Here is a 15,156-nt window from a genome sequence, read left to right as displayed (position 1 = left end):
ACCACCCACCACACATGCAGGGAGGAGCGCCAGCGACGACCGGTGCCCGCGGGAGCACTCGGAAAGTGCCCACGCCGGAAGCGGGAAATCTGCCTTTTGGTGTTTGCACCGGTCGTGCGCTAGGAAGATCAGATGGAGAAACTCCTGCTCTTCCCGGGTCGCCACCATCTGCTGACGCGCTTTCAGGCGGAGTTTCTGCGGCGGACCGCCGGCGACGCGACCGTGGTGTGGGCGGTGACGTCGGCGAACCACGAGAACACGAAGCGTAACCCGGTCCCGTATCACCGGCGCGAGGCCGCGATCGAGCGGCTCAGCGCGCTGGAAGGGCTGCGGTCGCTGGTGGTGCCGGTGTTCGACACCGCGCCGACCGACCGCTTCGCCGAGGTGACCGTGAAGAACGTCGAGGTCGCGACCGGTCTGGTGGTGACGCCGGCGAACACGGTGGTGGCCTGCTCGACGCCCGCGGTGGTCGCGCTCTACGAACGGCTCGGATTCACCGTGCTGCCGGTGGAGGACGACCCGGCGCTGGTGGAGGAGTCGTCGGAGCGGCCGTGGGACGTGCTGATGCGGCTGGCCGCGGGCGACGAACGCTGGCGGGACCTGGCGCATCCGGCGTCGGTGGACGTCTTCGCGCGCTACCGGCTGGTGGACGCGGTGCGCGCGGTGGTCAACGACCCGGTGGTGGGCGACGAGGGCGGGCTGACCGCGACGCGCGACTACCGCACCTACGTGGAGGCGTTCGCGGCCGGCGCGGAACGCAAGTGGGACCTGGTCCGCGAGCACGTGCGGCCTGGGCGGATCGTGGACATCGGCTGCGGCGCGGGTGCGGTGCTGGAGATGGCCGACCGGGAACCGGCGCTGCGCGAGAGCGACCTGATCGGCGTCGAGGTGGCGCGGCACCTGTTCGAGGAGTGCGTGCACAAGAAGGCGCAGGGCGCGTTCGGGAACCCGAACGTGTTCTTCTACCACCGCAACGTGCTGGGCGGTGCGGTGTTCGCGCCACGGTCGATCGACACCACGATGACGTTCGCGCTGACCCACGAGATCTGGTCGTACGGCGCGCGGATGGAGTCGCTGCGGCGGTTCGTGGCCGCGATCTACGAGCACACCGTGCCGGGCGGGGTGTGGATCAACAGCGACGTGTGCGGGCCGGACGGCAAGGACCAGCTCGTGCACCTGCGACTGTCCACGGCGGACGGTGCGAACCCGGCCGCGCCCGCCGCGCTCACCGGGGACGTCGCCGCCTACGTCACCGGGCTGTCCACGCGGGCGCGCCTCGATCAGTTCGCGGCCGACTTCCGGTTCCCGTTCGCCTTCCGGCCGGTGTCGGACGACGTGGTCGAGCTGACGCTGGGCGACGCCATGGACTTCCTCACCCGGAAGGACTACACGGACAACTGGCTGTCCGAGACGCAGGAGCAGTTCTGCGGGCTGGAGATGGCGGACTGGAAGGGGCTGCTGACCGACGTCGGGTTCGAGGTCGACGCCGCCTCGCACACCAGCCGCAACGACTGGATCGTCGCCAACCGCCTGGCTCCGGTCGCGTCGCTGCACCGGCCGGACGGCACTGGGCTGGACTGGCCGGTCACCCACACCCTGCTGATCGCCAGGCGCCCGTTGAACACCTGAAACGGTGTGAAAGGCCGGGATTGACGGTACGTGCACAAAGGAACACACGCCGTGGAGGATCGCGCCTGGCAGGATCCTCACCGTGTTGATGTTCGGACCGTCGCGATGATCAGCAGAGTCGCCGCCTGGACCGCGCTCGCCGGCGGCACCGTGGCCCTCTTCTGGGGGCTGCTGTCGGTGTTCGGCACGCCCACGCCCCGCTGCGGCGGCTGGCGCATGCAGCCCGGCGACGTCTGCGGCGGGCGCGGCTACGAGGAACAGCTCGCCTACGAGACCACCCGCATGCAGGTCGAGGCGGGCATCGCGCTCGGCGGCGGCCTGCTGCTCGTGATCGCCGGCCTGCTCCTGCTGGCGCGCGCCACCCGGGCGCTGTCCGAGGACGCCGGGCCGGACACCGGGCGCCGCAAGCTCCTCGCCCAGCAGCAGGGCTGGCGGTACCGCGCGGTCGACCCGGACGTCGCCGCCCGCTACCCGAACGTGGGGCTGAGCCGGAACGCGGCGGACAACGACTACTCCCGGGTGCTCAGCGGCGACCTCGACGGCACGGCGTTCGACGTGTTCAACCACTCGTACACGTTCGGCGTCGGCGTCGGCGCGATCCGCCACGAGGAGACCGTGTTCCTGCTCCGGCTGCCACCGTGCGCGGCCAGCTTCAGTGTCGAGGACGCCGGCCAGGTGATGCCGCCCGAGCTGCGCCCGATGGTGCTCACCGAGCCGCTGCGCCGCGCGTGCACGCGGGCGCGGGTGCGCGACTGGGCCGTGGTCGACTCCACGCTGATCTACGCCGAGCCGGTCATCCCGGACTCCCGGGTGAAGCGGATCCCGGCGCGCCTGGCCGACCTCCGGACGGTCGCGGCCGCGATCCCGTCCATTGTGTTCAGCGGACCGCGCATCGATTGACGTCATGCTAGGTTCGGCGGCATGAGGCGTTTGTGTGCCGTCTTCCTCGCTTTCGTCGTGGTGCTGGCCCCGTCCGCCGCGATCGCGGCGCCGGGCTTGTCCTGGCGGCTGTCCGACGCCGGCAGCACCGCCCGGCTGCGCGGGCTATCCGTGGTGTCGTCGCAGGTGGTGTGGGCCAGCGGCAGCGGTGGCACGGTGCTGCGCACCGTGGACGGCGGCCGGCACTGGTCCCCCGTGGGGCCGTCCGGCACGGAGGCACTGCAGTTCCGCGACATCGAGGCGTTCGACGCCCGGCGCGCGGTCACGCTGTCGATCGGCGAGGGCGAGGACTCGCGCGTCTACCGCACCGGCGACGGCGGCCGCACCTGGACCGAGGCGTTCCGCAACCCCGACCCGGCCGCGTTCTACGACTGCCTGGCCTTCACCGACGCACGACGCGGCCTGGCCCTGTCCGACCCGGTCGGCGGCGCGTTCCGGATCCTCTCGACCTCGGACGGCGGGCGCAGCTGGGCCGTGCGCGCCGACGTGCGGATGCCGGCCGCGCTGCCGGGCGAGTTCGCGTTCGCGGCCAGCGGCACGTGCCTGGTCGCGGGCGAGAGCGGGCGATACTGGTTCGCCACCGGCGGCGGCGCGACCGCCCGGGTCTTCTCCAGTGCGGACCACGGCCGCAGCTGGCGGGTCACGTCCACGCCGATCCCGTCCGGCCCGTCGGCCGGCATCTACTCCCTCGCGTTCCGATCCCCGGGCAGCGCGGTCGCGGTCGGCGGCGACTACGCGGTCCCGGCGTCCGCCCCGTCCGGCGCGGCCGTGCTGCGCGACGGCCGCTGGACCCCGGCCGCGGTGCCACCGGGGGAGTACCGGTCCGGCGCGGCCTGGGTCCCGGGCCGCGGCGCGTCCGTGCTCGCGGTCGGCCCCACCGGCAGTTCGATCAGCCACGACGGCGGCCGGACCTGGTCCGAGCTCGACGGCGGCAGCTTCGACACGGTCGACTGCGTGGCCGGGCGGCGCGGCCCGGTGTGCTGGGCGTCCGGAGAGGCGGGCCGGCTCGCGCTACTCGGTGGTGCCGGGCGGGGTGGCGACGCTGCATGAGCTGGCGCCGGTCATGGTGACCGGGACGTGCGGGGCGATGGCGGACGGGCCGGACCAGCGGCGGCAGCGGGCGCAGGTGCGGACCGCGCCGCGCCGCCGGCGACCGTTCGGGCGGGACAGGCCCGCCACCGAGCAACCGCACGTCATGCTGTACTCCCTGCATAGTCCCGCACGAGCGCGAGTGTCACCCGGCGTGATGTTCATCCGGTAGTTCACCCGATGCTCACGCGGTCCGCCGTGTCGTGCATAAGACGTCGGACGGCATCACGGGGTTGTATGACCATGAGTTCTTTCACTGACCGGCCGAAGACGGCGGTGGTCGTCATCGACGTGCAGCGCGACGTGGTGGCGACCGCGTGAGAGCGGTGCGCCGCCGCCGGAGCAGGTGATCGCCGCACACGAACCTCTACTGGCGGTTCCACAGCGCGCCGGGCCGCAGCGCGGGCACGGTCACCACGGCCGAGGCGACGTTCACGCCGCTGGCACCGTGACCACCGTGCCGGTGTGCCGGGCCTGCTCGGCGGCGAAGACGGCGAGGTGAGCGGCGAGTGACTCGGCCGGCCCGGAGCGGATGTGTGCCGGGTCGCCGGCGTCCTCGACCGCGGCGACGATCCGGCGGCACTCGTCCGCGGTCGGCGCGAGCGGCTTCTCCAGCAGCACGTGGTAGCCGGCGAGCGCGAAGGCCTCGGCCGGTCCGAGGTGATCCCGGTCCTGCGTCGCGATGATCACCGCGTCCGCGACACGGCCCTTCTCGATCAACTGCTCCCAACCGGGGTACGGGGTGCCGCCCGCCCTCTCGCGGCGCTGCGGGAGCGGGTCCGCGACCGCGACCAGGCGCGCCCGGTCCGGGTTCCCGGCGATCCACTCGGCGTACTTCTGGCCGCGGTGGCCCGCACCGACCAGCGCGATCGTCACCGGACTCATGCTTTCGGCTCCTCTCGATCACCATCATGCCTACAGTGGTGTCACGGGTGTTACCGATCGGGGGAATCATGGACACCGCCACCGTGGTCGTCTCACGGGCCGACCTGTCCCACCTGCATCTTCCGCCCCGCTCGATCTTCGACGGTGAGTATGCCGGGGAGACCGCCGAGGTGTCCTGCCTGCCGCTGTGGCGGCGCACCACCGCGAGCGCGGTGCTGCAGCTGCCGGTGACCGAGTCGGAGGCGCAGATCCTGCAGCGCGGCTACGCGCTCGAACGGTTCCGCAGCCGCCTGGTCGTCCCCGCGATGATCGTGATCGGGGTCAGCGCGGCCGGCTGGATCGCCTACTCGCTGCTCGCCCACTCCGGCCGGACCGACCTGTTCGGCACCGGCGCGCTGCTCGTCGTGGTCTTCCTGCTGATGGTCAACCTGCTGATCGGCGAATATCTGATCCCCAAGCAGTACCCCCGGATCGTGCGCGGCGACCGCATCCGCATCGCCTCGGTGCCGAACGAGGTGCTCCGCGAGTGGGAGCACCTGAACCCGGGCGTCACGCTCCGCGAGCGGCTGTGATCATCGTGCTCACGCGGCGGCTGAGCTGCCCCGCGGCCTCGACGTGGGCGAGATGTCCCTGCCCGGCCAGCACGTGCGTGCGCGCCTGCGGCAGCAGCCGGGCGATCGCGGCGAACGACGTGCCGTAGGGCTCCCGGCCCTGGTTGTCCTCGCCGACGATCAGGTCGACCGGGATGCCGAGCGCGGCCCACCTGCCCGGGCCGGGCGCGAACGCGTTGAATGCCGGCGGTTGACGACGAGGATCGGCTCCGGGCGCTCGATCGCGGCGGCGACGTGCCGCCAGCCGCGCGCGTCGGTCATCACGCCGGGCACGATGACCAGCGCGAAGATCCACCCGGCGGACGCGGGCCCGCAGCTACTCGCGGGTGCTGTCGCCGGTCGCGGCGTGCTCGTCGCCCGTCTCGCCCTCACCGACCCCAAGGGCGGCCCGGTCTGCGCCACCGTCCGCCCGCCGCTGGTCCGCTGGGAGCTGGTCCCGGACTGACCGGGCGCGCACCACGAAGTCGGGTCGCTCCGTCGCGTACCGGCCGATGATCAGGTCCAGCAGCCGGGGAGTGGACGGGTGCGGGATCAGTGACAGCTCGCAGGCGCGCAGGAACGCGTGCACCCGCCCGGGGGTCAGCGTGTCGGCCCGGGTGTCGATCATCGGTTCGAGCATCAGGGACAGCGCGTCGTCGGCCTCCGGATGCCGGCCGAGATGCGCCGCGATGCACCGGGCGTAGCTCTCCGGTGAGCCGCCGGACAGGCTCTTCAGGACGCCGACCACGGTCACCGGGAAGACGTGCGGGTCGGTCGCCAGCGTGGTGAGTAGCAGGTCCGACGACCGGTCGGTCGCCGGCATGGCCGCCCAGTACCGATATGCGTCCGCCCGTTGCGGCACCGGCAGGTCCGCCGTGAAGAGCAGCCGGAACACCGCGCCGAGCGGTGTCGTCGTCTCCTCGCCCAGGGGGAGGAGCGCGCCGCTGGCCGTGCCGAGGCGGGCTTCGATCAGCGGGTCGTTCAGGTGCTGCTGCAGATCGTCGTCGTCGTGGCAGGTGAAGTGCGCCTCTCGCCGCAGGTGGAGTGTGGACTCCGGCCGGGGGAGCGCGTCGTGGAAGGCCCAGGTCAGGTCCACCTCGGCCGGGGGCTGCGGCGGTGTGTCGGTGAGGCGCAGCGCGATCTCGCGCCGGCCGTCCTCGGCCCAGACCCGGTCCAGTGCCACCAGGTCGAGCAGGCCGCCGAAGCCGCTCGCCGCCGGCTGGGACCGCCACAGCCGGCTGTCCTGCCGCCACGCCCGGACCACGGAGTCGCGCCCGCGGGCCGCCTCGCCACCGACCAGACGGGAGGCGGTGACCGGCCCGAGGCTCAGCACGAGCAGGAGCAGATTCGCCGTGTACGCCGCGACGCGTGCGGGGACGGTGAGCAGCTCCGGTCCGTACCCGTCGAAGGCTCTTGGTGGTCTTGGCAACTGCGCGGCACGGTACACGCCGGTCAGGACGTCGAGCCACTCCGCTCGGGTCTCGTCGTCCAGCGTGGACGTCAGGTCGCGGAAGAACAGCACCACCTGTCGGCGCGCGCCGAGCGGGGCGAAGGACAGCAGCGCGTGCAGCAGATCGTCGTCGATGCCGGTGCGGAACGTGCTCACCTGCTCGCGGCTGACCAGTTCGGCCACGATGACGTGGATCAGGCGGGCCGCCAGGTACTCGCCGAACGTGGCGTGCAGGAACTCGTACGTCTCCAGTTCCGCCCGGTCCCGGTTGGCGCGGGCGCGGTGCACGAAGAAGAACGACCCGAGCGCGAGTTCGGCCGCGCGCAGCGGCGCACGGAGATCGGTCGCCGCGGTGGTCGTCTGCGCGGCGCCGCTGAGCGCGGGCAGCGCCAGCAGATCGGCCTGCAGCTGCTCCTCGGTGACCCACTGCGCGCCGCGGTTGAGCATGGCGAACGCGACCACGCTCAGCCGCCGCATCTCGCCCTCCACCCGCCGGCGCACCTCGCGCGCGGGCAGGCCGGTGCCGAGCTTCTCCACCTCGCGCAACGCGAAGCGGGTGAGCAGCCGTTCGTAGAGTTCGTCCGGGCGCAGCGCGCCGGCCGAGCGCAGCGCGTTGCCCTCCGCGTCGTAGAGCGCGAGCATCAGCAGCAGCAAGGGCTGTGAGGCGAGGTCCGGGTAGCGGAGGACCGTGTCCAGCGAGATCGGGTGCACCGCGCCGCCGGCGAAGCGGCCGGCGTTCGCGCGGTTCCAGACGTCCAGCCACGCCTTGACGCGCGGCACGTCGAACGGCTCCAGCCGCAGCGCGACCGTGTCCTCCGGCGCGGCGGCTCGGTCGGCCACGCTGGTCCTGCTGGTCACGATGACCGCGACCGGGCGTCCCTGGCCGGCCTCGCGCTGCTGGAACCGGGCGACCTTCTGCAGGTAGTCGGTCTGGCTCACGCCGGTCGCCTGCAGCAGCTCGTCGAAGCCGTCCAGGATGATCAGCGGCAGCGCGCCGCCGGCGGAGCGGGACAGCGCGGGCCAGTCGACGCGGTCGCCGGTCGCGTCCCGGATCGCGGCCTCGATCTGATCCTGCAGGTCCGCGTTGGCCGGTACCGCGCGCAGCACGACCAGCACCGGCAGGAAGTCGGCCGCCGGCAGTTGTGCGGCCAGCACGCGGGTCAGCACCGACTTGCCGGAGCCGGGCTGGCCGAGGATCAGCAGCGGCCCGGCGGTCGCGCCGGCCGAGTGCAGGTGCCAGGTCAGGAACGCCAGCAGGTCGTCCCGGACCGGTCGCGTCTCCCACCAGTCCTCGCTGCTGAGCGCGGCCTGCCCGGTGACGGCCGCGGCGCGGTAGAGCTGTGGCAGAAAGGCCTCGGCAAGCGTGGGTACGCGAAGACCCGCGGGAACCTCGCCGGACGGCGCGATCGGCAGGCTCAACGCGGACTCGTAGGAGCGGGCCAGATCGCGGCGCCGGTCGTCCGGGGTGCGGCCGCTGGTGAGCGTGTTCAGCGTCGCGTGCAGCGCGTCCAGGCCGGTGGCGACGTCGCGCAGCCGCTCATGGGTGGCGGCGTGCTCGCGCAGCCCGGCCCAGAACGCCACCTCGGGGAAGTCGGCGGCGAGCCGGCCGAGCAGGCTCCGGTACCGGTCGAGGGCCGGCCCGGGCACGGCCGCGATCGCGTCCAGCGCGTGCGACCGGGCGGTGTCGTCGAGCCGCTCGAACGCGGCGAGCCCGCTCACGAACCGCGCGACCGCCGCCGCGCGCTCCGCGTAGTAGCCGGCCAGCCCGGCGAGGAAGTCCGTGTGCGGCTGCGCCGGCCCGGGCAGCGGCGCCGGCCAGCCGTGCGCTTCGGCGGCGCCGGCCAGGGACCGCCGTTCGTCACGGGTCAGCTCGAGGTCGCGGTGCGCGAGCGGGCCCCCGGCCTCCGCGAGCGCCTCGAAGAACGCGGTGACGACCAGCACCGCGTGCGCCGCCTCCAGACGCCGGGTCCGCTCGTACCGGGACAGTCCGGATCGATGCTCCGCCAGCCGGCCGACCAGATCGGTGGTGACCCGGCTCAGCTCGGCCTTGGCATCGAACCAGCCGAGCACGTCGGGAAACGGCCCGACCAGCGCGAGCATCCCCGCGCCGAGCAGTGTGTCCAGCAGTTTCGCGATCCTGGCGTGGTCGCCACCGAGGATCCGCACGGCGTCGTCATAGCTCAAGTCCCTGGCCACGCCCGCAGTATCGCGTATGGACACCACCCACCCGCGCGGTACGCGGCGCGGGCGGAACGTGGCGTATCGGACGCGGGAATGCGCGGAGGGCGCGAAGTCGCGGTGCGGCGGGACCGATGTTCGACCGATCGCCGGATCTGTGGCCGGCGCTGATATGACCAACGAACCGCGAAGTGTCCGGCGCGGCAACGACTGATCAGGGGGCGAGCCTCGTCAATCGATGAGGCCGAGCGCTTTCATGCCCGGCCGGCAGGCCGCTTCGAGGGCGGCCAGTTCGGCTGGCGGGAGCGTGCGGGACCGGCCGGTGGTGGCCGGGGTGATCAGTGCGCGGGAGCGGGCCAGCCAGTCGCCGTCGACCGGGGCGCCGAGCGTGGCGGCGAGCCGGGTCAGCGTGGCCTCGGGAGAGTGGAGCAGGTCCTCGTAGCGCAGTGTGGAAGTCGCGGTCGCGGGCAGCATGTCGAGGGCGGCGACGCCGTCGACGATCATCGAGGACCAGAGCGCGCCGAAGACCGGGAGCGGAATCGGATAGGACATGAAGGCGGCGGCGTCCATCGGCGGGATCAGCAGGGACAGCGCGTCCGGCGGGATGGCCTCGAGGTGGGCGGAGGTCAGCTTCGGGGTGAGCGTGACGTCGCCGAGCTGCATGGCGCGCTGGGCGAGCGCGATCATGCGGAAGCCGGCGTGCCGGCTCATCGAGAGCGCGCAGTCCGGGCCGTCGCGGTGCATGTGCACGATGCGGGCGTCCGGGAAGGCCGCGTGCAGCGTGGGCACCAGGTGCAGCGACGCGGCCGAGCGTTCGACGATCGTGTCCCGGCCGAACAGCGCGGCCAGGTGTTCCAGCAGCGCGCGGTAGTGCGCGGCGGCCGGGCGGGTGGGCCAGGCGCGGACGACCGGGGCGAGCGAGTCGAGGAGTGCGTCGGGGTCGTCGGTCAGGGACGGCAGGACCGCGTGGGCGATGACCGGGACGCCGGTCTCGGGGCGGTGGCGGCCGGTGCGGTACGGGTAGGCCATCTCCGGTGGGGCGAGACCGGCGGCGGCCAGCGCGTCCATCGCCGGGTTGGGTGTGGTGAGCAGCGACCAGACCGCCTCGCCGTCCATCTCGCCGAGCGGCAGGTCCTGCTGGTGGGCGGTGAGCACGGTGAACAGCTCGCCGACGCTGAGCACGTCGGGGTGGTCGCGGAGGAGCCGGGAGAGCAGGGTGGAGCCGCAGCGGCCGCTGCCGACGACGAGCGTCAGGTTCATGCGTACCTTCCGCGGTAAGGGAGAAACCGGGGGTGCAGCGTTGATCCGCGGCGCGCCCGGCTTTCGTATGACGGGTTGCGGACCGCCGCGGCCGGATCACGATCATCATCCGGCGGCGACCGGGACCGTGCGGCCCCGGTCGCCTGTTTTCGCACGTCGCTGAAAGGATAGCCTTGCCCGCTGGACATGCTCTCGTCCGTTTGCTGGTCCTGACGCTCGCCGGAGCCGGGCTCGCGGCCTGCACCGCCACGCCCCAGGACCGTACCGGCGAGGTGATCTCGATCGATCCGAAGGTCTGCGTCAACGCGACCACGGGGGCGGACTACTGCTTCGAGCAGAACCCGGTGGAGCGGAAGGTGCCGGGGCTGGAGGTGGGCGACTGCGTCGAGTTCGCGCACACGCCGCCGAAGAAGCCCGGCGGCCTGTTCCACCTGGAGCGGATGAACCGCTGCGGCGAGGAACCCGCGGACGACGCCGGCGAGGAACCCGCGGGAGACGCCGATCAGGGCGGCGCGGCGGAGGGCGAGCAGGACGCGGTGAACCAATAGCCTGGGGTTCATGAGCGACTTCGACGAGGCGCAGGTGGCGGTCGAGGCGGCGCTGGCCGCCGGTGCCCGCTATGCGGACGCGCGGGTGATGCATCGGCGGTACGAGTCGATGCACGCCCGCAACGGTGAGATCGAGGAACTGGCCCAGCGCGAGGACGCCGGCCTCGGCGTGCGCGCGCTGGTCGGCGACGCCTGGGGCTTCTTCGCCATATCCGACCTGACCGACATAGCCGCCCGGAAGGCCGGCCGTTCCGCCGCCGAGATCGCCGAGGCGTCCGCGACCGTCGCCGGGCGTCCGGTCGAGTTCACCCCGGCCGCGGCCTCGATCGACTCCTGGGCCAGCGGCTGCGAGATCGACCCGCTCGCCGTGCCGCTCTCCGACAAGGGCGACCTGCTCGCCGGCGCCACCAAGACCGCGCACGCGGCCGGCGCCGACCTGGCCGAGGGCCTCTACCAGGTCTGGGACACCCGCAAGTGGTTCGTCTCGTCCGAGGGTCACCGCATCGACCAGCACATCCGCGAGTGCGGCGGTGGCATCTGGGCCACCGCGATCGGCGACGGCGAGACCCAGCGGCGGTCCTACCCGTCGCACCGCGGGCAGTACGGCACCCGCGGCTGGGAGCTGGTGAACGAGCTGGACCTGGCCGCGCACGCGGAACGGATCGCGGACGAGTCCCGCGCGCTGCTGTCCGCGCCGCTCTGCCCGGCCGGTGAGACCACGCTGATCCTCGGCGGCGAGCAGCTCGCGCTGCAGATCCACGAGTCGATCGGGCACGCGATCGAGCTGGACCGGATCCTCGGCTGGGAGGCCGCGTTCGCCGGCACCAGCTGGCTCGACCTGTCCAAGCTCGGCGCGCTCCGCTACGGCTCCGGCCTGCTCAACGTGGTGATCGACCCGACCATCCCGGGCGCGCTCGGCTCGTTCGGCTACGACGACGAGGGCTCGCCCGCGGTCGCCCGGGACGCGGTCCGGGACGGCGTGTGGGTCGGGGTGCTGGCCGGCCGGGACTCCGCCGCCGTGGCCGGGCTGCCCTACGGCGGGAGCGTCCGCGCGGACGGCTGGCAGTCGCTGCCGATGGTCCGGATGACGAACGTCGGCCTGGAACCCGGCCCGCACACGCTCGACGAGATCATCGAGGCGACCGACGACGGCATCCTGATGGAGACCAACCGGTCCTGGTCGATCGACGACAAGCGGCTCAACTTCCAGTTCGGCACGGAGGTCGGCTACGAGGTCAAACGCGGCAGGCGCGGCCGGCTGCTGCGCAACCCCACGTACACCGGGATCGGTCCGGTCTTCTGGGGTTCGATGGACATGCTCTCCTCCGAGATCATCGCGTACGGCACGCCGAACTGCGGCAAGGGCCAACCGGCCCAGATCGGGCACACCGGGCATCCGGCCGCACCGGCCCGGTTCCAGAACGTGCGTGTGGGGGTACGCGGATGATCAGCGCAGCCGAGCTCGTGCTGCGGGCGGGGCGGGCGCTGCCCGGCGCCGAGGCCGAGGTCTTCGTCCAGCACGTCACCCGGGGCCTGACTCGTTTCGCCGGTTCCGCGATTCACCAGAACATCACCACCGAGACCAGGACGGTACGACTCCGGGTGCACCGCGACGGCCGGACCGTGGCGCTGTCCGGCCAGGACCCCGAGGCGCTGATCGCCCGCGCCCGCGCCGCACTGGACGCGGCGCCCGCCGACCGTGCCTGGCCCGGCCTGACCCCGGCGACGCCGTTGCCGTCCGAGGGCAACCACGACGAGGAGACCGCCGCCGCCACGCCCGCGGACCGGGCGGCCAGGGTCCGTGACTTCGTGCGCGCCGCCGGTGGCCTGGAGACCGCCGGGTACGTCGCCACCACCCTGCACGAGGCCGCGTACGCGAACACGATCGGCCAGGTCGCCGGCGGCCGCACCACCGAGGCCGCGCTGGACGGCATCGCCCGCACGCCCACCTCGGACGGTGTGGCCCGGCTCGCCTCGATCCGCCTCGCGGACCTGGACGGTGCCCGGCTCGGCGCCCGCGCCGCGACGAAGGCCCGCGCGTCCGCGCACCCGGAGGCGCTGCCGACCGGCCGGTACGAGGTGGTGCTCGAACCGACCGCGGTCGCGGACGTGCTGCTCTGCCTGGGCATCTACGGCTTCAACGGCCGGACGGTCGTCGACGGGATGTCGTTCGTGACGCTCGGCGCCGGTCAGCTCGACCCGGCGATCACGCTGCTCGACGACCCGGCCGGCCCGGGCGGCATCGGCCTGCCGATCGACGCGGAGGGTACGGTCCGGTCCGCGGTGCCGCTGGTGGAGAAGGGCACGGTCCGGGCGGTCCTGCACGACCGGCAGACCGCCGCGCTGTCCGGGACCGTCTCCACCGGCCACTACAGCGACGCCGGGTTCGGCGTGCTCGCCTCGTGCCTGCACCTGCTCGGGTCCGGAGCCGGGCCGGCCGACGAGGTGGACGGGCCGGAGGCGGACTCGCACGTGTCCGCACTGGTCCGGGACGTCGAGCGTGGGCTGCTGGTGACGGACAACTGGTACACGCGGGTGCTCGACCCGAAGACGCTGGTGATGACCGGCCTGACCCGCAACGGGCTGTGGCTGATCGAGAACGGGCAGGTCACCCGGCCGGTGCAGAACCTGCGCTTCACCCAGTCGTACCCGCTGGCGCTCGCGCCCGGCGCGGTGCTCGGCGTGGGCGCGTCCGCGGCCGGTCAGCCCGCCACCCGCCTCGACCTGGGCTTCCGCGCCCCGGCGCTGCGCCTGGCCTCCTGGAACTACACCGGCAACGCGGCCGGCTGATCAGCGAGGGCGTCCCGCACATCGCTGAACGGCATGCGGGACGCCCCGATCACCGGCACGTCGTGGCCGTCGGAGAGCCGCTGGATATATTCGGGCCGTGGACACTCTCCGGGACTTCCTCCGCTCCGCGTTCGAGGCCGAGATCGCGCTCAGCCCGCAGGCCGCGGCCACGCTCGGGCTGCCGCACGACCGGACCCGGCTCGACGACCACACCGACGCGGCCTGGCTGCGCCGCGCCGAGCTGCTCGAAACCCAGCTCGCACAGCTCCGCGAACGCTTCCCGGCGGAGACGCTCAGCCCGGCCGAACGGCTGGACGCGGAGCTGTTCGCCGCCCGCGTCGACCGGCTGCGCGACCTCACGCCGTGGCGGTACCACATCTCGCCGTCCTCACCGGTCGACGGCGGCCCGGACACGGCCGCCGGGTTCATGATGAGCCGGCACCCGGTCGTCTCCGCCGAGGACGCGGAGAGCTACGTCGCCCGGCTGCGCGAGGTCGGGCGCGTGCTGGAGGAACTGGCGGTCCGCCTGGACACCCAGCGGCGACTCGGGATCGTGCCGACCGCGCGGGAGATCGTCCACCTCCGCAACACGCTCAAGCCGTACGAGGACGGCCCGCTGCTCACCCACCTGACCGCCGAGGTCGAGGCGCTCGGCCTGGACACCGCCGTGCTGACCGCCGCGCAGTCGGTGCTGGAGAAGGAGGTGCGCGCCGGCCGGGACCGCTACAGCGCCGCGATCGACGAGGTCGCGGCCCGCCCGCGCACCGACGACGGTGCCTGGAGCCTGCCCGACGGCGACGCCTACTACGCCGCCTCGCTGCGCCGCTGGACCACGACCGGCCTCACCGCCGACGAGATCCACCGGATCGGGCTGGACGCGGTCGCGCGCATCGAGGACGAGATGCACGAGGTGGCCCGCGCCGCCGGCTTCACCGGCACCGCGCGGGAGTTCGGCGAGTCGATCCGCGCGGACGCCCGCTTCCGCTACCCCGACGACGAGGCGGGCCGCGCGCGGTACCTGGCCGACATGGAGGCGGACATCGCCGCCGCGACCGCGGCCGCACCGCGCGCGTTCCGTACCCTCCCCGCATTGCCCGTCGAGGTGCGCGCGGTGGAGGAGTGGCGGGCCGCGACCGCGCCGATCGCGTTCTACGAGCCCGGTTCCGCCGCCGCCGGCCGTCCCGCGCGCTTCTACACGAACCTCGCGAACCTCGCGGAGGCGCAGAAGAACCAGATGGCCGCGATCGTCTACCACGAGGCCGTCCCCGGCCACCACCTACAGGTCGCGCTCGCCCAGGAGCTGCCGGACGTGCCCGCGTTCCGGCGCCACGACTACAGCCTCGGCGCGTACGTGGAGGGCTGGGGCCTCTACGCCGAACGGCTCGCGGACGAACTCGGCCTGTACGGCGACGACCCGTACACCCGCTTCGGCATGCTCTCCATGCAGATGTGGCGCGCCTGCCGCCTCGTCCTGGACACCGGCCTCCACGCGAAGCGCTGGACCCGCGACCGCGCCGTCGAGTTCTTCGCCGCGCACACCGCGCTGCCCCGCGCCGACATCGGCAAGGAGACCGACCGCTACATCGCGATCCCCGGCCAGGCCACCTCCTACATGATCGGTCAGCTGCGCATCCAGGCGCTCCGCGACCGCGCCGAGACCACGCTCGGACCGCGCTTCGACCTCCGCGACTTCCACGACGCGGTCCTGCGCGACGGAGCCCTCCCGCTGGACGTCCTCGACACCCGGGTCGGCCACTGGATCGACACCGCCGGCCGCTGATCGGGGATCTCGGCTTCC

At 73.2% G+C, this 15,156-nt stretch carries 13 protein-coding genes and 1 pseudogene; 9 read left to right on the top strand and 5 right to left on the bottom strand.

What is annotated here, in order from left to right:
* The first annotated feature begins 132 nt into the window (after positions 1 to 132).
* From J2S43_RS16405 to J2S43_RS16395, 3 genes are all read left to right on the top strand, one after another.
* On the top strand, positions 133 to 1,629 hold the full coding sequence (locus tag J2S43_RS16405; RefSeq protein WP_306830070.1) for a class I SAM-dependent methyltransferase: 1,497 nt from the start codon (positions 133 to 135) through the stop codon (positions 1,627 to 1,629).
* A 105-nt stretch (positions 1,630 to 1,734) separates the two neighbouring features.
* Positions 1,735 to 2,529 (top strand): hypothetical protein, encoded by a 795-nt coding sequence (locus J2S43_RS16400; protein ID WP_306830069.1) that lies wholly within the window; start codon positions 1,735 to 1,737, stop codon positions 2,527 to 2,529.
* 21 nt (positions 2,530 to 2,550) lie between these two features.
* Positions 2,551 to 3,618 carry a beta propeller repeat protein gene (locus J2S43_RS16395; RefSeq protein ID WP_306830068.1) on the top strand — a complete coding sequence of 356 codons (1,068 nt, stop codon included), beginning with the start codon at positions 2,551 to 2,553 and terminating at the stop codon, positions 3,616 to 3,618.
* Here J2S43_RS16395 and J2S43_RS16390 read toward each other — a convergent pair.
* Both J2S43_RS16390 and J2S43_RS16385 read right to left on the bottom strand, forming a co-directional pair.
* Entirely contained in the window at positions 3,580 to 3,765 is a 186-nt protein-coding gene (locus tag J2S43_RS16390; protein WP_306830067.1) for a hypothetical protein, read from the bottom strand. The genes J2S43_RS16395 and J2S43_RS16390 overlap by 39 nt on opposite strands.
* A gap of 324 nt (positions 3,766 to 4,089) precedes the next feature.
* The gene (locus tag J2S43_RS16385; protein ID WP_306830065.1) at positions 4,090 to 4,542 is read right to left on the bottom strand and encodes a Gfo/Idh/MocA family protein; all 453 of its coding nucleotides are present in this window, start codon (positions 4,540 to 4,542) and stop codon (positions 4,090 to 4,092) included.
* 68 nt (positions 4,543 to 4,610) lie between these two features.
* Between J2S43_RS16385 and J2S43_RS16380 the strand changes: the two genes are divergently transcribed.
* A complete protein-coding gene (locus tag J2S43_RS16380; RefSeq protein WP_306830064.1) occupies positions 4,611 to 5,114 on the top strand; it encodes a hypothetical protein in 504 nt (167 codons plus the stop codon).
* Here J2S43_RS16380 and J2S43_RS16375 read toward each other — a convergent pair.
* Positions 5,092 to 5,448: an alpha/beta fold hydrolase gene (locus J2S43_RS16375; protein WP_306839815.1), complete on the bottom strand. Its 357-nt coding sequence runs from the start codon at positions 5,446 to 5,448 to the stop codon at positions 5,092 to 5,094. The genes J2S43_RS16380 and J2S43_RS16375 overlap by 23 nt on opposite strands.
* Between J2S43_RS16375 and J2S43_RS16370 the strand changes: the two genes are divergently transcribed.
* A complete protein-coding gene (locus J2S43_RS16370) occupies positions 5,428 to 5,598 on the top strand; it encodes a DUF5990 family protein (RefSeq protein WP_306839307.1) in 171 nt (56 codons plus the stop codon). The two genes, J2S43_RS16375 and J2S43_RS16370, sit on opposite strands and share 21 nt — an antisense overlap.
* A 2,550-nt stretch (positions 5,599 to 8,148) precedes the next feature.
* On the opposite strand, the pseudogene J2S43_RS42215 reads toward J2S43_RS16370, so the two are convergent.
* Both J2S43_RS42215 and J2S43_RS16365 read right to left on the bottom strand, forming a co-directional pair.
* Positions 8,149 to 8,778: pseudogene (locus J2S43_RS42215) on the bottom strand (NACHT N-terminal helical domain 7-containing protein); the annotation flags it as partial.
* A 213-nt stretch (positions 8,779 to 8,991) separates the two neighbouring features.
* Positions 8,992 to 10,020: a sulfotransferase gene (locus J2S43_RS16365; protein ID WP_306830062.1), complete on the bottom strand. Its 1,029-nt coding sequence runs from the start codon at positions 10,018 to 10,020 to the stop codon at positions 8,992 to 8,994.
* Positions 10,021 to 10,220: 200 nt separating this feature from the next.
* Between J2S43_RS16365 and J2S43_RS16360 the strand changes: the two genes are divergently transcribed.
* The 4 genes from J2S43_RS16360 to J2S43_RS16345 all read left to right on the top strand — a co-directional run bounded on the left by J2S43_RS16360 (position 10,221) and on the right by J2S43_RS16345 (position 15,138).
* On the top strand, positions 10,221 to 10,568 hold the full coding sequence (locus J2S43_RS16360; RefSeq protein WP_306830060.1) for a hypothetical protein: 348 nt from the start codon (positions 10,221 to 10,223) through the stop codon (positions 10,566 to 10,568).
* A gap of 10 nt (positions 10,569 to 10,578) precedes the next feature.
* Positions 10,579 to 12,015: a TldD/PmbA family protein gene (locus J2S43_RS16355; RefSeq protein WP_306830058.1), complete on the top strand. Its 1,437-nt coding sequence runs from the start codon at positions 10,579 to 10,581 to the stop codon at positions 12,013 to 12,015.
* Positions 12,012 to 13,358: a metallopeptidase TldD-related protein gene (locus tag J2S43_RS16350; RefSeq protein WP_306830056.1), complete on the top strand. Its 1,347-nt coding sequence runs from the start codon at positions 12,012 to 12,014 to the stop codon at positions 13,356 to 13,358. The genes J2S43_RS16355 and J2S43_RS16350 overlap by 4 nt, the downstream gene beginning before the upstream one ends.
* Before the next feature lie 97 nt (positions 13,359 to 13,455).
* Positions 13,456 to 15,138, top strand: a complete 1,683-nt coding sequence (locus tag J2S43_RS16345; protein ID WP_306830054.1) for a DUF885 domain-containing protein — start codon at positions 13,456 to 13,458, stop codon at positions 15,136 to 15,138.
* The last annotated feature ends 18 nt before the right edge of the window (positions 15,139 to 15,156 follow it).

This window comes from Catenuloplanes nepalensis, assembly GCF_030811575.1.
In the GTDB taxonomy this organism is placed as follows: Bacteria; Actinomycetota; Actinomycetes; order Mycobacteriales; family Micromonosporaceae; genus Catenuloplanes; species Catenuloplanes nepalensis.
This window is presented reverse-complemented; position numbering and strand designations above follow the sequence as displayed.